The 14,971-nt window shown below is 65.8% G+C and carries 13 protein-coding genes and 1 tRNA gene; 10 read left to right on the forward strand and 4 right to left on the reverse strand.

All coding sequences use genetic code 11. From position 1 onward, the window contains the following. The first annotated feature begins 2 nt into the window (after nt 1–2). The 5 genes from IM543_17695 (at nt 3) to IM543_17715 (ending at nt 5,771) form a co-directional block, all read left to right on the forward strand. Nucleotides 3–749, forward strand: coding sequence for an SDR family oxidoreductase (locus IM543_17695; GenBank protein QOY93377.1), 747 nt, complete (start codon nt 3–5; stop codon nt 747–749). Nucleotide 750: 1 nt separating this feature from the next. Continuing rightward, nucleotides 751–1,314, forward strand: a complete 564-nt coding sequence (locus tag IM543_17700) for an HAD family hydrolase (GenBank protein QOY93378.1) — start codon at nt 751–753, stop codon at nt 1,312–1,314. 8 nt (nt 1,315–1,322) lie between these two features. Beyond that, nucleotides 1,323–2,435, forward strand: a complete 1,113-nt coding sequence (locus IM543_17705; GenBank protein QOY93379.1) for a glycosyltransferase family 9 protein — start codon at nt 1,323–1,325, stop codon at nt 2,433–2,435. A 258-nt stretch (nt 2,436–2,693) separates the two neighbouring features. Continuing rightward, complete coding sequence (locus IM543_17710) at nt 2,694–4,217, forward strand: alpha-L-fucosidase (protein ID QOY93380.1); 1,524 nt, start codon at nt 2,694–2,696, stop codon at nt 4,215–4,217. Nucleotides 4,218–4,265: 48 nt separating this feature from the next. Next, nucleotides 4,266–5,771: an alpha-L-fucosidase gene (locus IM543_17715; protein ID QOY93381.1), complete on the forward strand. Its 1,506-nt coding sequence runs from the start codon at nt 4,266–4,268 to the stop codon at nt 5,769–5,771. A 69-nt stretch (nt 5,772–5,840) separates the two neighbouring features. Here the strand turns inward: IM543_17715 and IM543_17720 are convergent. After that, a tRNA-Pro gene (locus tag IM543_17720) sits at nt 5,841–5,917 on the reverse strand. A gap of 127 nt (nt 5,918–6,044) precedes the next feature. Further along, the gene (locus IM543_17725; GenBank protein ID QOY93382.1) at nt 6,045–7,940 is read right to left on the reverse strand and encodes an MFS transporter; all 1,896 of its coding nucleotides are present in this window, start codon (nt 7,938–7,940) and stop codon (nt 6,045–6,047) included. A gap of 274 nt (nt 7,941–8,214) precedes the next feature. Here IM543_17725 and IM543_17730 point away from each other — a divergent pair, with 274 nt between their 5' ends. After that, entirely contained in the window at nt 8,215–8,397 is a 183-nt protein-coding gene (locus IM543_17730; protein QOY93383.1) for a hypothetical protein, read from the forward strand. A gap of 135 nt (nt 8,398–8,532) precedes the next feature. Here IM543_17730 and IM543_17735 read toward each other — a convergent pair whose 3' ends face one another. Continuing rightward, nucleotides 8,533–9,852 (reverse strand): homoserine dehydrogenase, encoded by a 1,320-nt coding sequence (locus tag IM543_17735; GenBank protein ID QOY93384.1) that lies wholly within the window; start codon nt 9,850–9,852, stop codon nt 8,533–8,535. 25 nt (nt 9,853–9,877) lie between these two features. Then, nucleotides 9,878–11,104 carry a pyridoxal phosphate-dependent aminotransferase gene (locus IM543_17740; protein ID QOY93385.1) on the reverse strand — a complete coding sequence of 409 codons (1,227 nt, stop codon included), beginning with the start codon at nt 11,102–11,104 and terminating at the stop codon, nt 9,878–9,880. A gap of 196 nt (nt 11,105–11,300) precedes the next feature. On the opposite strand from IM543_17740, the gene IM543_17745 reads away from it, so the two are divergent. From IM543_17745 to IM543_17760, 4 genes are all read left to right on the forward strand, one after another. Beyond that, nucleotides 11,301–11,681, forward strand: coding sequence for an Mth938-like domain-containing protein (locus IM543_17745; GenBank protein ID QOY93386.1), 381 nt, complete (start codon nt 11,301–11,303; stop codon nt 11,679–11,681). Between the two features lie 110 nt (nt 11,682–11,791). Further along, a complete protein-coding gene (locus IM543_17750) occupies nt 11,792–12,166 on the forward strand; it encodes an EamA family transporter (GenBank protein QOY93387.1) in 375 nt (124 codons plus the stop codon). A gap of 205 nt (nt 12,167–12,371) precedes the next feature. Next, nucleotides 12,372–12,842, forward strand: coding sequence for a peroxiredoxin (locus IM543_17755; GenBank protein QOY93388.1), 471 nt, complete (start codon nt 12,372–12,374; stop codon nt 12,840–12,842). Nucleotides 12,843–13,083: 241 nt separating this feature from the next. Further along, complete coding sequence (locus tag IM543_17760; protein QOY93389.1) at nt 13,084–14,943, forward strand: PhoH family protein; 1,860 nt, start codon at nt 13,084–13,086, stop codon at nt 14,941–14,943. Nucleotides 14,944–14,971: the final 28 nt, after the last annotated feature.

Genomic DNA, 14,971 nt, shown 5'->3' on the forward strand with positions numbered 1-14,971 from the left:
CCATGAGCACCGCGATGCCGCACCACCCTTCCCTGCATGGCAAGGCCATCCTGATCACCGGCGCCGCGAGCGGCCTGGGCGCCGCGCTGGCGGGCCGCCTGGCCGCCGCCGGCGCCAGCATCTTCGGGGTCGACCTGCAGGCCGCACGCCTCGCCGACAGCATGGCGCAACTGCGCGAACACGGCGTGCAGGCGCACGCGCTGGCCGCCGACCTCGCCGAACCCGGCACCGCGCCACGCGTGGTGGAGCATGCGCTCGACGCGCTCGGCCGCCTCGACATCCTCATCAACAATGCCGGCACCGACGTCACCCTGCCGATCGCCGAATTGCCCGACGCCGACTGGCTGCGCGTGATGGGCACCAACCTCGGCGCGCCCTTCCTGCTGTCGAAATACGCGGCTGCGGCGATGCGCCGCCAGGGTGGCGGACACATCGTCAACATCGCGTCGACCGCCGCCAAGCGCGCCTGGCCCAATGCCAGCGCCTACCATGCCAGCAAGTGGGGTCTGCTGGGCCTGTCGCATGCGCTGCATGCCGAACTGCGGCCCGAGAACATCCGCGTCACCGCCGTGATCGCGGGCGGCATGCGCACGCCCTTCCTGCTCGACCGATTCCCCGGGCTCGACGCCGACAGCCTGCAGGATCCGGCCGACGTGGCCGACGCCATCCACGCGGTGCTGGTGCTGCCGCCCACCACCGTCGTGGCCGAACTCACCGTCCTGCCGCTGCGCGAAACCTCGTGGCCCTGAGATGAAAGCGATCTTCCTCGACAAGGATGGAACCCTGGTGGACGACCTGCCCTACAACGTCGAGCCGCGCCGCATCCGGCTGGTGAGCGGGGCCGGCGCGGCCCTGCGCCTGCTGGCGCGGCTCGACTACCGCTTCTTCGTCGTGACCAACCAGTCCGGCATCGCGCACGGCTGCTTCGGCGAAGAAGCCATGGGGCCGGTCGCCGACCGCCTGGCCGACCTGCTGTTCCGCGAAAACCTGGCGCTGGACGGTTTTTATTACTGCCCCCACCATCCGCTGGGCACCGTGGGCGCCTACGCCCTGGTGTGTGCCTGCCGTAAACCCTCGCCGGGCATGCTGCTCAAGGCCGCCAACGACCACGACATCAACCTGCGCGCATCCTGGATGATCGGCGACATCCTGCATGATGTCGAAGCCGGCAACCGCGCCGGCTGCCGCACGCTCCTGATCGACAACGGCAACGAAACCGAATGGCGGCTCGGCCCGCGCCGCGTCCCCACCCGCATGGCGCCCGACCTGTACGCCGCGGCCGTGCTGATCGCCGCCCACGAGGAGGCCCGATGAGCGCCGCCATGCCTTCGTCATGGCAGGCCGCCCGGCGCATCCTGTGCGTGCGCCTGGATTCCCTTGGCGATGTGCTGATGTGCACCCCGGCGCTCCGCGCGCTGCGCGCCGGCATTCCGGGCTGCCATCTCACCCTGCTGAGCTCGGCGTCGGGCGCCGCCGTGGCGGGCCACCTGCCCGAACTCGATGCGGCGATCGCTTGCCCGGCTCCCTGGATGAAACACGAGCAAGCCGCCACGAGCGCAGCCCTGCAGGCATGCGCCGCCCGGCTCGCCGCGCAGCGGTTCGATGGCGCCGTGATCTTCACCTCGTATTCGAAAAGCCCGCTGCCGGCCGCGATGCTGTGCCACCTGGCGGGCATCCCGCTGCGCCTGGCCTCCTGCCGCGAGAACCCCTATCAGCTACTGAGCCACTGGGTGCCCGAGCCGGAGCGCGAACGTGCCACGCGCCACGAGGTGCAGCGCCAGCTCGACCTGGTCGCCCACATCGGCTGCTCGACCGCCGACACCACGCTGTCGTTCGCGGTGCCGCCCGCGGCGGCGGCGCGCGTGCGGCGCTTGCTCGACGATGCCGGGATCGCCCCGGACGCGCCCTACCTGGTGCTGCACGCGGGGGCCAGCGCCGCCTCGCGCCGCTATCCGATCCGCCACTGGCTGGTGCTGATCGGCATGCTGGGCACGCGGCTCGGCTATCCGATCATCCTCACCGGCGAGCGCGGCGAGCTGGCATCGCTGCGCCCGCTGGCCGAAACCTGGGTCGGGCCGGTGCACTCGCTGATCGGACAACTCGACCTGGGCGAACTGGGCGCGCTGATCCGGGCGTCCAGCCTGCTGATCACCGGCAACACCGGTCCGGCCCACATTGCCGCGGCACTCGGCACGCCGCTGGTCGACCTGTACGCGCCCACCAATCCCCAGCACACGCCCTGGCGCGTCGCCCATCGCCGGCTGTTCCACGAGGTCAGCTGCCGCAATTGCCTGCGCAGCCGCTGCCCGCAGGGCCACCATGCCTGCCTGGACGCGCTGTCGCCGCGCACGGTGCTCGAGGCCGCCGTCGAACTGCTGACCGCCGCCCCGGCAAGGCCGGCGCGGACGGACGACGAGGCCATGGCATTTGTCTAGGCACTGATGTATTCATGGCGGCGGCCCCGCTCCGCAGCGCTTGCGCACTGCTCAAGCGGCTGATTGTTTCGGCGAAAGCGCAATGCGGGGAACTTCAACACACGGCTGACGACTTACACTTGAGAGCAATTGATCCAGCAAGTGGGCTTCTCAGTGAAAATTTCATGTACTGAATTGTTGACGGCGAATGGGCCGTCGGCCGCGCCGGGCGCGGTGGGACCGATGCTCCCCCTTTCTGTTCGCTGGGCACGACTTGGCGTGACGACAGCATTGGTGCTGGGCAGCGCACTCGCGCACGGCGTGGAACCGCCCAAGCCGGACCCGATGGGGGTCCCGCCCAGCAAGCTCTACGATTATGGCAGCATGGGACCTCCCGCCACGCCGGAGGTGGTCCAGGCTGCCATCGCCGGGCTCGACATGCCGCCCGCGCCGGGCCCGTTCCAGCCCACGTGGAAATCGATTGCTGCCCACTATCGAACGCCCGACTGGTTCAAGCAGGCGCAGTTCGGGCTCTTCATCCATTGGGGCCTGTATTCGGTCGCGGCACACCGGAACGAATGGTACGAGAAGCACATGTACTCGAGCGCCGAAAGCGCCTGGCATGCGGAACATTTCGGGCCGCACGAACGCTTCGGCTACAAGGACCTGATTCCCCGCTTCACCGCCCGGAAGTTCGATCCGGACGCATGGGCTGCGCTGTTCAAGGCCGCCGGCGCCCGCTTCGTCATGCCGGCGGCCCAGCACCACGACAATTTTGCGCTCTGGGACAGCCGCCACACGCCCTTCAACGCCAAGGCAATGGGCCCCAGACGCGACCTGATCGGGGAACTCGGCGTGGCGGTCCGCAAGCAGGGCATGAAGTATGGCCTGGGTAACCACGGGGTCGAGAATTTCACCTTCATCAATCCGACCGCCGCCCTGGAAACCAGGCTGCGCTCCGCCCGGGCCGATCTGTTCGATCCTGCCTGGAGCGACTTCTACAACGTCGCCGACCGCAGCCCGGCCGCCATGGCGCGCTTCCTGACAAACTGGACCGAGCGCAACTTCGAGCTGATCGACAAATACCAGCCGGATATCCTGTGGTTCGACAACGGCGCGAACCTGCGTGTGCTCGATCCGCTCAAGCTGCGGGTGGCGGCCTATTACTACAACCGGGCCGCCGATTGGGGCAAGCAGGTATCGATCTCGAGCAAATACGTGGCCTACGCGCCGTCGAACGACGACAGCCGGCAAATCGGCTCGATCATCGACTTCGAAAAGGTCGGCCGCCGTTCTCCCCCCGACATCCGGCCGGGCCCATGGATGGTGGATGACAATCTCGGCAGCACCTGGGGATACACCGAAGGCATGTCGGTCGCGCCCATGGAGACCATCCTGCGCCGCCTGGTCGATACGGTCGCCAAGGGCGGCACCTATCTGCTGAATATTTCGCCCAGGGGCGATGGCAGCATTCCGGACGACCAGAAGCAGGTCTTGCTGGCGCTCGGCGCCTGGCTCGAGGCCCACGGCGAAGCCATCTACGCCAGCACGCCCTGGAAACAATATGGCGAAGGCGAGGACATCCGCTTCACCCGAAAGGGCGAGGTCCTGTATGCCATCGTGCTCAACGGGGCCGGGCCTGTCAGGATCGCCGCGCTGGCCTCCGGTCGGACGGGAAGGATCGCGCACGTGGAGCTGCTGGGAGAAAACCGGCCGGTCAGCTTCCGCCAGGACGCGCAAGCGCTCAGCCTCGAGGCGCCGCAAGCCGGCGTCCCGCGTGCCTACCGGATCAGGTTCCACTGAGCCGGGCGCCTCGCGCGCACGCCCCACTTTTCACACGAGCCGGAAATCATGAAGCTGCTCCGACCACTACCTGTTGCGCTGCTGCTCGCGGCCAGCGCGCTCCCCCATGCGCCTGCCGCCGAGTCCACACCGGCGCGCAAGACACTCGGCGTCGAGGCCAGGCCGATTCCGCCGGGCCCGGTCCAGCCGGCCTGGGACTCGCTCAGGGCCCACTACCGGGTGCCCGAATGGTTCCGTGACGCCAAGTTCGGCCTGTTCATCCATTGGGGACTGTATTCGGTGCCGGCAGCGCAGAGCGAGTGGTACGCACGGCACATGGTCCGCACACCAGGCGTGATCAAGCAGCACGCGGAGCGCTTCGGCCCGCAGGACAGGTTCGGCTACAAGGACTTCATCCCGATGTTCAAGGCCGAGCGCTTCGATCCGGACGCGTGGGCGGCCCTGTTCGAGGCCTCAGGGGCCCGCTACGTGATTCCGGTCGCGGAGCACCACGACGGCTTCGCGATGTACGATTCGGCGCTGACGCGCTGGGATGCGGCGGACATGGGTCCCAGGCGCGACCTGCTGGGCGAACTGATGACCAGCGTGCGGGCGCGTGGACTGAAATTCGGGGTGTCGAATCACCGCATGGAGCATTGGGGCTTCATGTACCCCGCGGAAGGACTGAAAACCGACCTGTTCGATCCGGCCTATGCCGATTTCTACGGCCCGCCGCAGCCGCAGGCGGCCGGCATGCCCTCGGGCCTCGGCGAGATCCTCGAGGGCGGCGCGGCGCCGCAATCGGCGGCATTCCAGGAGGAGTGGCTGCTGCGCACCCAGGAACAGATCGACAAGTTCCGGCCCGATATCCTCTGGTTCGACAACGGCATCAATCCGCGTGCGCTGGATGCCGTCAAGCTCCGGCTCGCCGCGTATTACTACAACCGTGCCGCGCAATGGGGCAAGGCCGTCACCCTGAACTCGAAGCACGATGCCTTCCTCGCCGGCACGGTCAAGGACTACGAGCGCCAGTGGCAGGCGCCCCATACCCCACAAGCCGAGGTGTTCCAGGTCGACGATGCGCTGGGCGACAAATGGGGCTACGTCGCCGGCATGGGTCACCTGAGTGCGCAGGCCGTGCTGTACCGGCTGATCGACAACGTCAGCCGCGGCGGCAACCTGCTGTTGAACATCTCGCCCCGCAGCGACGGCACGGTGCCGGAAGACCAGGCCGCCGTGCTGCGCGAGGTCGGCGCCTGGCTGAAGCGAAACGGCGAAGCGATCTACGGCACCCGGCCATGGCAACCCGACCATGAGAGCATCGTGCGATACACGCGCAAGGGAGACATTCTGTACGCGATCCTGCTGGCCTGGCCCGACGAGACGCTGAACCTGATGGCGCTGCCGCAGAACATCGGTCGCGCCAGCTCGGTCAGCCTGCTGGGCGCGGCCACGCCGGTGAACTTCCGGCAGAATGACGCCGGGATGCACGTGACCCTGCCCGCGCAGCGCGTCGGGCGGCACGCCTGGGTACTGAAGATCGAGGGCCTGAAACCGGGCGCGGCCGCCCATTAGCCTGCTTGCCCGGAGCGCCGGAAACGACGAAGGCCAACCGTATGGTTGGCCTTCGTCATTGATTCAGGTTGGTCGGGGCGAGAGGATTCGAACCTCCGACCCCCTGCACCCCATGCAGGTACGCTACCAGGCTGCGCTACGCCCCGACTAACTCTGAAATTATACCAGAGCACAGCGCAATGCTTGAGCTTTTGTTGCAGATTGCGCATGTTTTCTTGCGTTTCCACATGCGCCCCCGCCGTTTCGCCCGCAGCGCGCCGGCGGCACCCGGCACTACTTCCACTCCCCCCGCAAGGCCAGCACCTGCTGCTGCAGATACTCCGGCGAGGCCACCTCGGGCGACACCGGCTGTCCCACCGCCAGCGCCAGCTTCGAGCGGACCCCGCGCGCGAACGAGCGCTCGAACACGTTCGACGGGTCGCGCGTAAACATGCTGCCCCACAGCCCGCGCAGGGCCATCGGGATCACCGGCACCTTGCTGCGCTCGACGATCCGGGCGATGCCGCTGCGGAATTCGTTGATCTCGCCGGTACTCGTGAGCTTGCCCTCGGGGAAGATGCACACCAGCTCCCCCTGGTGCAGCGCTTCCGCGATGTCGACGAAGGCCCGCTCCATCATGAACGGATCCTCCTTGCCCGGTGCGATCGGGATCGCCTTGGCCGCGCGGAAGATCCAGCGCAGGAAGGGGGTCCTGAAAATGCGGTGGTCCATCACGAAGCGGATCGGGCGCGGGCTGGCGGCGCCGATGACGAGCGCGTCGACATAGCTCACGTGGTTGCAGACCAGCACCGCCGGGCCTTCGTCCGGGATGCGGTCGGCATCGATGGTGCGCACGCGGTAGCCGGTGTGGATCAGCATCCAGGCCAGGAAGCGCATCAGGAATTCCGGCACCAGCGAGAAGATGTACACCGCCACGCAGGCGTTGAGCAGCGCGGTCACTAGGAACATCTCGGGGATGGTGAAGCCCTGCCCCAGCAGCACGATCGCCACGCCGGCGGCCGCCACCATGAACAGCGCGTTCAGGATGTTCATGCCGGCGATGGTGCGCGAGACGTGCTTCTGGTCGCAGCGGGTCTGGATCAGGGCGAACAGGGGCACGATGAACAGGCCGCCGAACACGCCGATCAGGACCAGGTCGAGCATGATGCGCCACGCGCCCGGCAGGCCCAGCAGTGCAAGCGCGCCCACGGTCGCGGCGTCGTTGGCCTGCGCATACGCCACGCTGGCGAAATACAGGTCGATGCCGAACAGCGACAGGCCGATCGAGCCGAAGGGCACCAGGCCGATCTCGACCTTGTGGCCGGACAGCTTTTCGCACAGCAGCGAACCGGCGCCGATGCCGAGCGAGAACACGGTCAGCAGCAGCATGATCACGCTGTGGTCGCCGTGCAGGTAATCCTTGGCATACAGCGGGAACTGCGACAGCAGCAGCGCGCCGTAGAACCAGAACCAGGAATTGCCCAGCATCGACAGGAACACGGTGCGGTTCTGGCGCGAGAACTTCAGGTTGCGGATCGATTCGGCGAAGGGGTTGCGGCTGATGCGCAGCTCCGGCGCCGGCGCCGGCGAGGCCGGGATGCGCCAGCTCGCCGCCAGGCCCAGCACGGCGCAGACCAGGGTGCCGCCGGCGACCAGCTCGATGCCCCAGGGTCGCACGCCGACCAGCAGGGTGCCCGCGACCTCGCCCAGCAGGATGCCGACAAAGGTGCCCATCTCGATCACGCCGTTGCCGCCAACCAGTTCTTCAGATTTCAGGTGCTGCGGCAGGTAGGCGTACTTGACCGGGCCGAACAGGGTCGAGTGCAGGCCCATGCCGACCACGGCGGCAATCAGGATCCACAGGCTGTGCGTCAGCCAGCCGACCGCGGCCACCAGCATGATGGCGATTTCCAGCAGCTTGACGAAGCGCGCCATGCGCGCCTTGTCGAACTTGTCGGCGATCTGGCCGGCAGTCGCCGAGAACAGCACGAAGGGCAGGATGAACAGGCCGGCGATCAGGTTGTTCAGCATGCCGGGGTCGGCGCTGGTCCAGTTGGCGGTGTCGAAGGTCAGCGCAACCAGCAGCGCGGTCTTGAACAGGTTGTCGTTGAAGGCGCCGAGAAACTGGGTCCAGAAAAAAGGGCCGAAACGGCGCTGGGTCAGCAGGGAAAACTGGCTCGGTTGGCTCATGCGGGTTGACTCGGGTTGGCTGGTGAACAAGAAGTCGTAATCTACAACAGGGAACGCTTGCGGCACAAAGCCTATTGCCCGCCTAAACTATTGCGTCGCCGATACTAATCCTTAAAGTCTCGACTGGCGATACCGGATGGGTAAAAAGCATAGACCTGCTGGCCGTTCAAGCGGCGTACGGTGTCAACCCCGGCTTTGACAGACTTGATTGAAACGCCTCAAGCGAGCATCCAAGCGGCAGAATTGTGCAGCGCAGCGCAGGTAGAATCCGCGGATGACTTCTGCCGACTTCCTCCTCTGCTACGCCAGCGTGACGACCGCGCTGTTCGACCATATCGAACACGACATGCTGGCCCTGTCTTGTGCGTTCATCGACGATGACGAAGCCTCTCCACCAGCATGGCAAGACGCGCCGCCACCCCCTGCGCGACAGCCGCAGGACATTCCACTGACCTGAGCAGGGCCGGCAGCGCCGCGCTTTGCCCAAAAAAATGATTCGAATTTGCGGCACCTGCCGCAAAATTCGAATCATGTCATGCGCCGGACGCGCCAGCCGCCGGATCGGCAGCCAGGGCTGCCCGCCGCGGCCTGCTCAGGCCAGGGTCTCGAGACGGATGCGCGTCACCTTGCCGATCACCGCCGGCAGCGTCTCGATCTTCTCGATCGCCGCGTTGATGTTCTTCTCGCGGGTCTGGTGGGTGAGCATGATGATGTCGAGGTTGACCTGGTTGCCCGGCTCTTTCTGCAACACCGCGTCGATCGAGATGCCGGCGTCGGCCAGGATGCGGGTCAGGTCGGCCATCACCCCGAGCTGGTCCTTCACGTAGACGCGCAGGTAGTAGCTGGTGGTGATCTCGTCCATCGGCATGATGGCGACATCGGTCATCTGGTTCGGCTGGAAGGCCAGGTGCGGCACGCGGCAATACGGGTCGACGGTGGCCAGGCGGGTGACGTCGACGAGGTCGGCGATCACGCTCGATGCGGTCGGCTCCGCTCCCGCGCCCTTGCCGTAATAAAGCGAGGCGCCGACCGCGTCGGCCTGCACCAGCACCGCGTTCATGGCGCCTTCGACGTTGGCGATCAGGCGCGCCGCCGGGATCAGGGTCGGGTGCACGCGCAGTTCGATGCCTTCCTTGCCCTCGGTGCGGGTGCGGCGCGTGATGCCCAGCAGCTTGATGCGGTAGCCGAGTTGCTCGGCGTAGCGGATGTCGGTCGCCTGCAACTGGCTGATGCCCTCGATATAGGCCTTGTCGAACTGCACCGGGATGCCGAAGGCGATCGCCGACATGAGGGTCAGTTTGTGCGCCGCGTCCACGCCCTCGATGTCGAAGGTCGGGTCGGCTTCCGCATAGCCCAGTTCCTGGGCCTGCTTCAACACGGTGGCGAAGTCCAGGCCCTTCTCGCGCATTTCCGACAGGATGAAATTGGTGGTGCCGTTGATGATGCCGGCCACCGATTCGATGCGGTTGGCGGTCAGGCCTTCGCGCAGCGCCTTGATGATCGGCACGCCGCCGGCCACCGCCGCCTCGAAGGCCACCGTCACGCCCTTTTCCTGGGCCGCGGCGAAGATCTCGTTGCCGTGCAGCGCCAGCAAGGCCTTGTTGGCCGTCACCACATGCTTGCCGTTGGCGATGGCCTGCAGCACCAGTTCGCGCGGCAATTCATAGCCGCCGATCAGCTCGACGACGATGTCGACCTCCGGATTGTTCACCACCGCAAACGGGTCGCCCACGACTTCCACGCCGGCGCCGACGATCTTGCGCGCCTTCTCCAGGTTGCGCGCCGCCACCATCGTAATCTCGATACCGCGGCCGGCGCGGCGGCGGATGTCCTCCTGGTTGCGTTGAAGAACGTTGAAGGTGCCGGCACCGACGGTGCCGATGCCCAGGAGGCCTACTTTGATGGGTTTCATGATCTCGTATCTCGTTATTGACCGCTCAGCGCGCATGGCGCCGCCGGTAACCGTCCAGGAAACGCGCAATGCGTCCGCAGGCGTCGGTCAGGTCGTCGGAATTAGGCAGGAACACCAGCCGGAAATGGTCCGGGGCGATCCAGTTGAAGCCGGTGCCTTGCACCAGCAGCACTTTTTCCTCGGACAGCAGTTCGCAGATGAACTGCTGGTCGTCCGTGATCGGGTACATCTTCGGGTCGAGGCGTGGGAACATGTACAGCGCCGCTTTTGGCTTGACGCAGGACACGCCCGGAATATCGGTAAGCAGCTTGTGCGCGAGGTCGCGCTGTTTCAGGAGACGCCCGCCCGGGCCGACCAGGTCGGCGATGCTCTGGTAGCCGCCGAGCGCGGTCTGGATCGCGAACTGGCCCGGCGCGTTGGCGCACAGGCGCATCGAGGCCAGCATGTTCAGGCCCTCGATGTAGTCCCGGGCGTGGCGTTTCTCGCCCGAGACCACCATCCAGCCGGCACGGTAGCCGCAGGAACGGTAGTTCTTCGACAGGCCGTTCAGGGTCACGAACAGGACGTCCTCGGCCAGCGAGGCCATCGACACGTGCTCGGCGCCGTCGTACAGGGTCTTGTCGTAGATCTCGTCGGCGTAGACGATCAGCCCGTGCTGGCGCGCCAGTTCGATGATCTCGAGCAAGATCTCGCGCGGGTACAGGGCGCCGGTCGGATTGTTCGGGTTGATGACCACGATCGCGCGCGTGTTCGGCGTGATCTTCCTGCGCATGTCCTCGATGTCGGGCAGCCAGCCGGCGCCTTCGTCGCACACGTAGTGCACCGGGGCGCCGCCCGCCAGGCTGACGGCCGCGGTCCACAGCGGATAGTCCGGCGCCGGCACCAGCACTTCGTCGCCGGTGTTCAGCAGGCCCTGCATGGCCATCACGATCAGTTCCGAGGCGCCATTGCCCAGGTAAATGTCATCGATGCCGACGTCGGCGATGTTCTTGCCCTGGGTGTAGTGCATCACCGCCTTGCGCGGCGCGAACATGCCCTTCGAATCGGTATAGCCGGCGGCGCCATGCATGTTGCGGATCATGTCGTGCACGATCTCGTCGGGCGGATCGAAACCGAACACGGCCAAGTTGCCGATGTTCAACTTGATGATCTTCTGGCCGTCGTCTTCCATCTGGCGGGCCGTTTCGAGGGCCGGGCCGCGGATCTCGTAGCAGACGTCGTCGAGCTTGTTCGATTTCAGGATCGGTCGCAAAGTGTCCTCTGTGAGTTGAAGCTGCGCCACGCGCTATGTTGCAGTGCGAAAAATACCATTCTGCCGAAAGCGCAGGATTTAAGCAACCTCGCCTCTCCGGTTACAATGGCCTTTTCGCTGCGGCCCCGCCCGGCCGCGCCAACCCGCCGTTCGCGGCCCTTTTTTGCGCCGCCCGCGGCCACCATCTCGCGATACGATGAAACTCCATTCCGACAATACCCAGCAATACCAGACCGTGACCGGCTACGATGCCGAGGGGGTCGAGATCAACGCCGTGCGCTTCGACTACAGCCTGACCGTCATGCCGGAAGTGCCGCCGCGGCCCTGGGCCGTGGCGCGCTTCGAAGACCTGAGCGCTGCCCATTTCGAGGAAATCGCCAGGGATGCGCCCGACGTCGTGGTGCTCGGCACCGGCGAGCGCCAGCGTTTCGTCCATCCGAAACTCGTGGCCAGCCTGTCCGCCCGCCACATCGGTGTCGACTGCATGGACAGCCAGGCCGCCTGCCGCACCTACAACGTCCTGATGGGCGAAGGCCGCAAGGTCACCCTGGCCCTGATCATCGGCGCCGACGCCTGAATTCCGGCGCGCAGCTCGCCTGCCGCGCTCTTGCCCGCCGCCTCCCGCCGCCTCCCCGCCGCGCGCCGGGAGGCGGGCGCCGGCGTGTGCCCAACCAGAATAACGACGACATGAATCCCTCGGCATTTGCCTTCATCATCACCGGCGTCATCCTCAACGCCGCCGCCCAGCTCCTGCTCAAGGCCGGCACCAACGCCCTCGGCGGCGCCATCCACCTCACCCGCGACAACTGGTTCATGACCGGCCTGAAGGTCGCCAGCCAATGGCCGATCGTGCTGGGCATGCTGTGCTACGGCGTCTCGCTGGTGGTCTGGATCCTGGGCCTGTCGCGCACCGATGTGACCATCGCCTATCCGATGTTGTCGCTCGGCTACGTCATCGGCGCCTTCGGGGCCTGGATGTTCCTGGGCGAAGTGATCTCGCCCCAGCGCATGCTGGCGATCGGCGTGATCATGCTGGGCGTGGTGTTGCTGGCACGTAGCTAAACCGCAAATAATTTCCAGTTTGCATCTTGAAAATATGAATTCCCGCGTCATATTGCGCGAGTGAACCCGTCCTGACCGCCCCGCACACAGCACAAGCATACTTCAGGACTAGCAAGGGCCGGCCGCGAAGATTATCATTCTGGTATCCGCCGCCCTGCCCGTGCAGGGACCCGGCGGCAACGCCGCATGACACCAGGAGAACCCCGTGGCCGAGAGCCCAACCGCCGCTACAATCGAGAACTTTTCCGCTTCCATGACGGGTGGCCAGACCTTCGAGCTGGCCGGACGTCCCGCGAAGTACACCGTGTTGTATTTCTATCCCAAGGACAACACGCCAGGCTGCACCACCGAAAGCATCGCCTTCCGCGAAGCCTATCCGGAGTTCCAGGCCGTTGGCGCCGACATCTACGGCATCAGCCGCGACAGCCTGCGCTCGCACGAGGGCTTCAAGGGCAAGCTCGGGCTGCCCTTCGAACTGATCTCGGATCCGGAAGAAACCGTGTGTAATCGCTTCGGTGTCATGAAGATGAAAAACATGTACGGCAAACAAGTGCGCGGCGTTGAGCGCAGTACGTTTATCATTGACGCTCAAGGCCGATTGGTGAAAGAATGGCGTGGCGTGAAAGTCAACGACCACGTGGCCGAAGTGCTGGAATTTCTGAAGAGCCAGCCCTGAACATGGATGGCTCCAGCAACCCAGTTTCCGTAACTTTTGCTGGATATTGCCACCTATCTTGAGTCATCGAGCATCTCATCAGCATTACGATCCGCCCCATGTCCTCTGCTGCTGCCGGACCGGCATCCTCCGGCTGCAGCCCATACCTCAGCAAGACCCCCAAGTAGCATCGTTTTCGTGCAGCGGCGCGCTCCGTGCTGCGCCCGCACGTCCCTAAGTCCTTTTTCGAATCGAGAACCTGATGCCACTGCCAAAAATGCCAAGCAAGCCAGCAACCATGCTGCTGGCAAAAGATTACCCCAAGGCCGAGCCGGGCAAGTCGCCCGTGCGCCCGGCGGCCGCCAAGGCCGATGCCGACCTCGAAGACCTGATCAGCGGCCAGGCCGTGCCTTCGCCCAAGGCAAGCAAGGCGCGCAAGACCAGGGCTGCGGCACCGGCCGCCGCGGCCGCGACAGCCGCGGCAGCCAATGATGCCGCTGGCGCCACTGGCGCCGCGCCGGTCAATGTAGTGAACGCCCCCGCCGCCGCCGCACCTGCCGGCGAAGCGCCGCTGGCCAAGGGCCCGTCGCGCAAGTCGAAGGACGGCGCCGGCGCGCGCCTGCGCGAGGTCGAGGCCGACCAGCCGCACCCGGTCAAGCACAAGCCGCTCGAAGTCACGGTCAAGTCCTCCACCAGCCGCAAGGCCGACAAGAGCGGCACCACCAAGGTCTTCGTGCTCGACACCAACGTCCTGATGCACGATCCGACCTCGCTGTTCCGTTTCGAGGAACACGACGTCTACCTGCCGATGATGACCCTCGAGGAGCTCGACAACCACAAGAAAGGCATGTCGGAAGTGGCGCGCAATGCCCGCCAGGTGGCGCGCACGCTCGACGCCCTGATCGCCAACGTCGACGACGACGCGATCGAAGCCGGCATTCCGCTGGCCAAGCTCGGCAACAAGGACGCGCGCGGCCGCCTCTATTTCCAGACCAACCTGGATTCCGCGCCGCTGCCGGAAGGCCTGCCCTCGGGCAAGGCCGACAACCAGATCCTGGGCGTGGTGCGCGCGCTGGAAGACCGGATGGCGGGGCGCGCCATCGTACTGGTGTCGAAAGACATCAATATGCGCATCAAGGCGCGTGCGCTGGGCCTGCCGGCCGAGGATTACTTCAACGACCACGTGCTGGAAGACACTGACCTGCTGTACTCGGGCATCGTCCAGCTGCCGGACGATTTCTGGCTCAAGCACGGCAAGGACATGGAGTCCTGGCAAGAGAACAAGAACGGCAATTCGGCCACCTACTACCGCGTGACCGGCCCGGTGATCCCGACCCTGCTGGTGAACCAGTTCGTGTTCATCGAGCCGCAGGGCGGCGAAGCACCCTTCTACGGCCAGGTGAAGCAGATCAACGGCAAGACCGCGGTGTTCCAGACCCTGCGCGACTACAGCCACAACAAGAACAACGTGTGGGGCATCACCGCGCGCAACCGCGAGCAGAACTTCGCGCTGAACCTCCTGATGAATCCGGAGTGCGACTTCGTCACCCTGCTGGGCCAGGCCGGTACCGGCAAGACCCTGCTGGCGCTGGCGGCGGGCCTGGCGCAAGTGCTGGAAACCAAGCAGTACAACGAGATCATCGTCACCCGCGTCACGGTGCCGGTGGGCGAGGACATCGGCTTCCTGCCGGGTACCGAGGAAGAAAAGATGTCGCCGTGGATGGGCGCCTTCGACGACAACCTGGAAGTCTTGATGAAGTCCGACAGCGACGGCGGCGACTGGGGCCGCGCCGCCACCCAGGACCTGATCCGCTCGCGCATCAAGATCAAGTCGCTGAACTTCATGCGCGGCCGCACCTTCGTGAACAAGTTCCTCATCATCGACGAGGCGCAGAACCTGACGCCGAAGCAGATGAAGACCCTGGTCACGCGCGCCGGTCCCGGCACCAAGATCCTGTGCCTCGGTAACATCGCCCAGATCGACACGCCTTACCTCACCGAAGGTTCGAGCGGCCTGACCTACGTGGTCGACCGCTTCAAGGGCTGGAGCCACAGCGGCCACGTCACCCTGGCGCGCGGCGAACGCTCGCGCCTGGCCGACCACGCCAGCGACGTGCTGTAGGCCTTGTCCTCGATCCCGCCTGTCGCCC

The organism is Massilia sp. UMI-21 (assembly GCA_015277795.1).
In the GTDB taxonomy this organism is placed as follows: domain Bacteria; phylum Pseudomonadota; class Gammaproteobacteria; order Burkholderiales; family Burkholderiaceae_D; genus Telluria.

What these genes read in the sequence shown, in the direction of transcription:
- IM543_17695 (QOY93377.1), top strand. Translation starts at nt 3, where the DNA reads ATGAGCACCGCGATGCCGCACCACCCTTCCCTGCATGGCAAGGCCATC.
- IM543_17700 (QOY93378.1), top strand. Translation starts at nt 751, where the DNA reads ATGAAAGCGATCTTCCTCGACAAGGATGGAACCCTGGTGGACGACCTG.
- IM543_17705 (QOY93379.1), top strand. Translation starts at nt 1,323, where the DNA reads ATGCCTTCGTCATGGCAGGCCGCCCGGCGCATCCTGTGCGTGCGCCTG.
- IM543_17715 (QOY93381.1), top strand. Translation starts at nt 4,266, where the DNA reads ATGAAGCTGCTCCGACCACTACCTGTTGCGCTGCTGCTCGCGGCCAGC.
- IM543_17725 (QOY93382.1), bottom strand. Translation starts at nt 7,940, where the DNA reads ATGAGCCAACCGAGCCAGTTTTCCCTGCTGACCCAGCGCCGTTTCGGC.
- IM543_17730 (QOY93383.1), top strand. Translation starts at nt 8,215, where the DNA reads ATGACTTCTGCCGACTTCCTCCTCTGCTACGCCAGCGTGACGACCGCG.
- IM543_17735 (QOY93384.1), bottom strand. Translation starts at nt 9,852, where the DNA reads ATGAAACCCATCAAAGTAGGCCTCCTGGGCATCGGCACCGTCGGTGCC.
- IM543_17745 (QOY93386.1), top strand. Translation starts at nt 11,301, where the DNA reads ATGAAACTCCATTCCGACAATACCCAGCAATACCAGACCGTGACCGGC.
- IM543_17750 (QOY93387.1), top strand. Translation starts at nt 11,792, where the DNA reads ATGAATCCCTCGGCATTTGCCTTCATCATCACCGGCGTCATCCTCAAC.
- IM543_17760 (QOY93389.1), top strand. Translation starts at nt 13,084, where the DNA reads ATGCCACTGCCAAAAATGCCAAGCAAGCCAGCAACCATGCTGCTGGCA.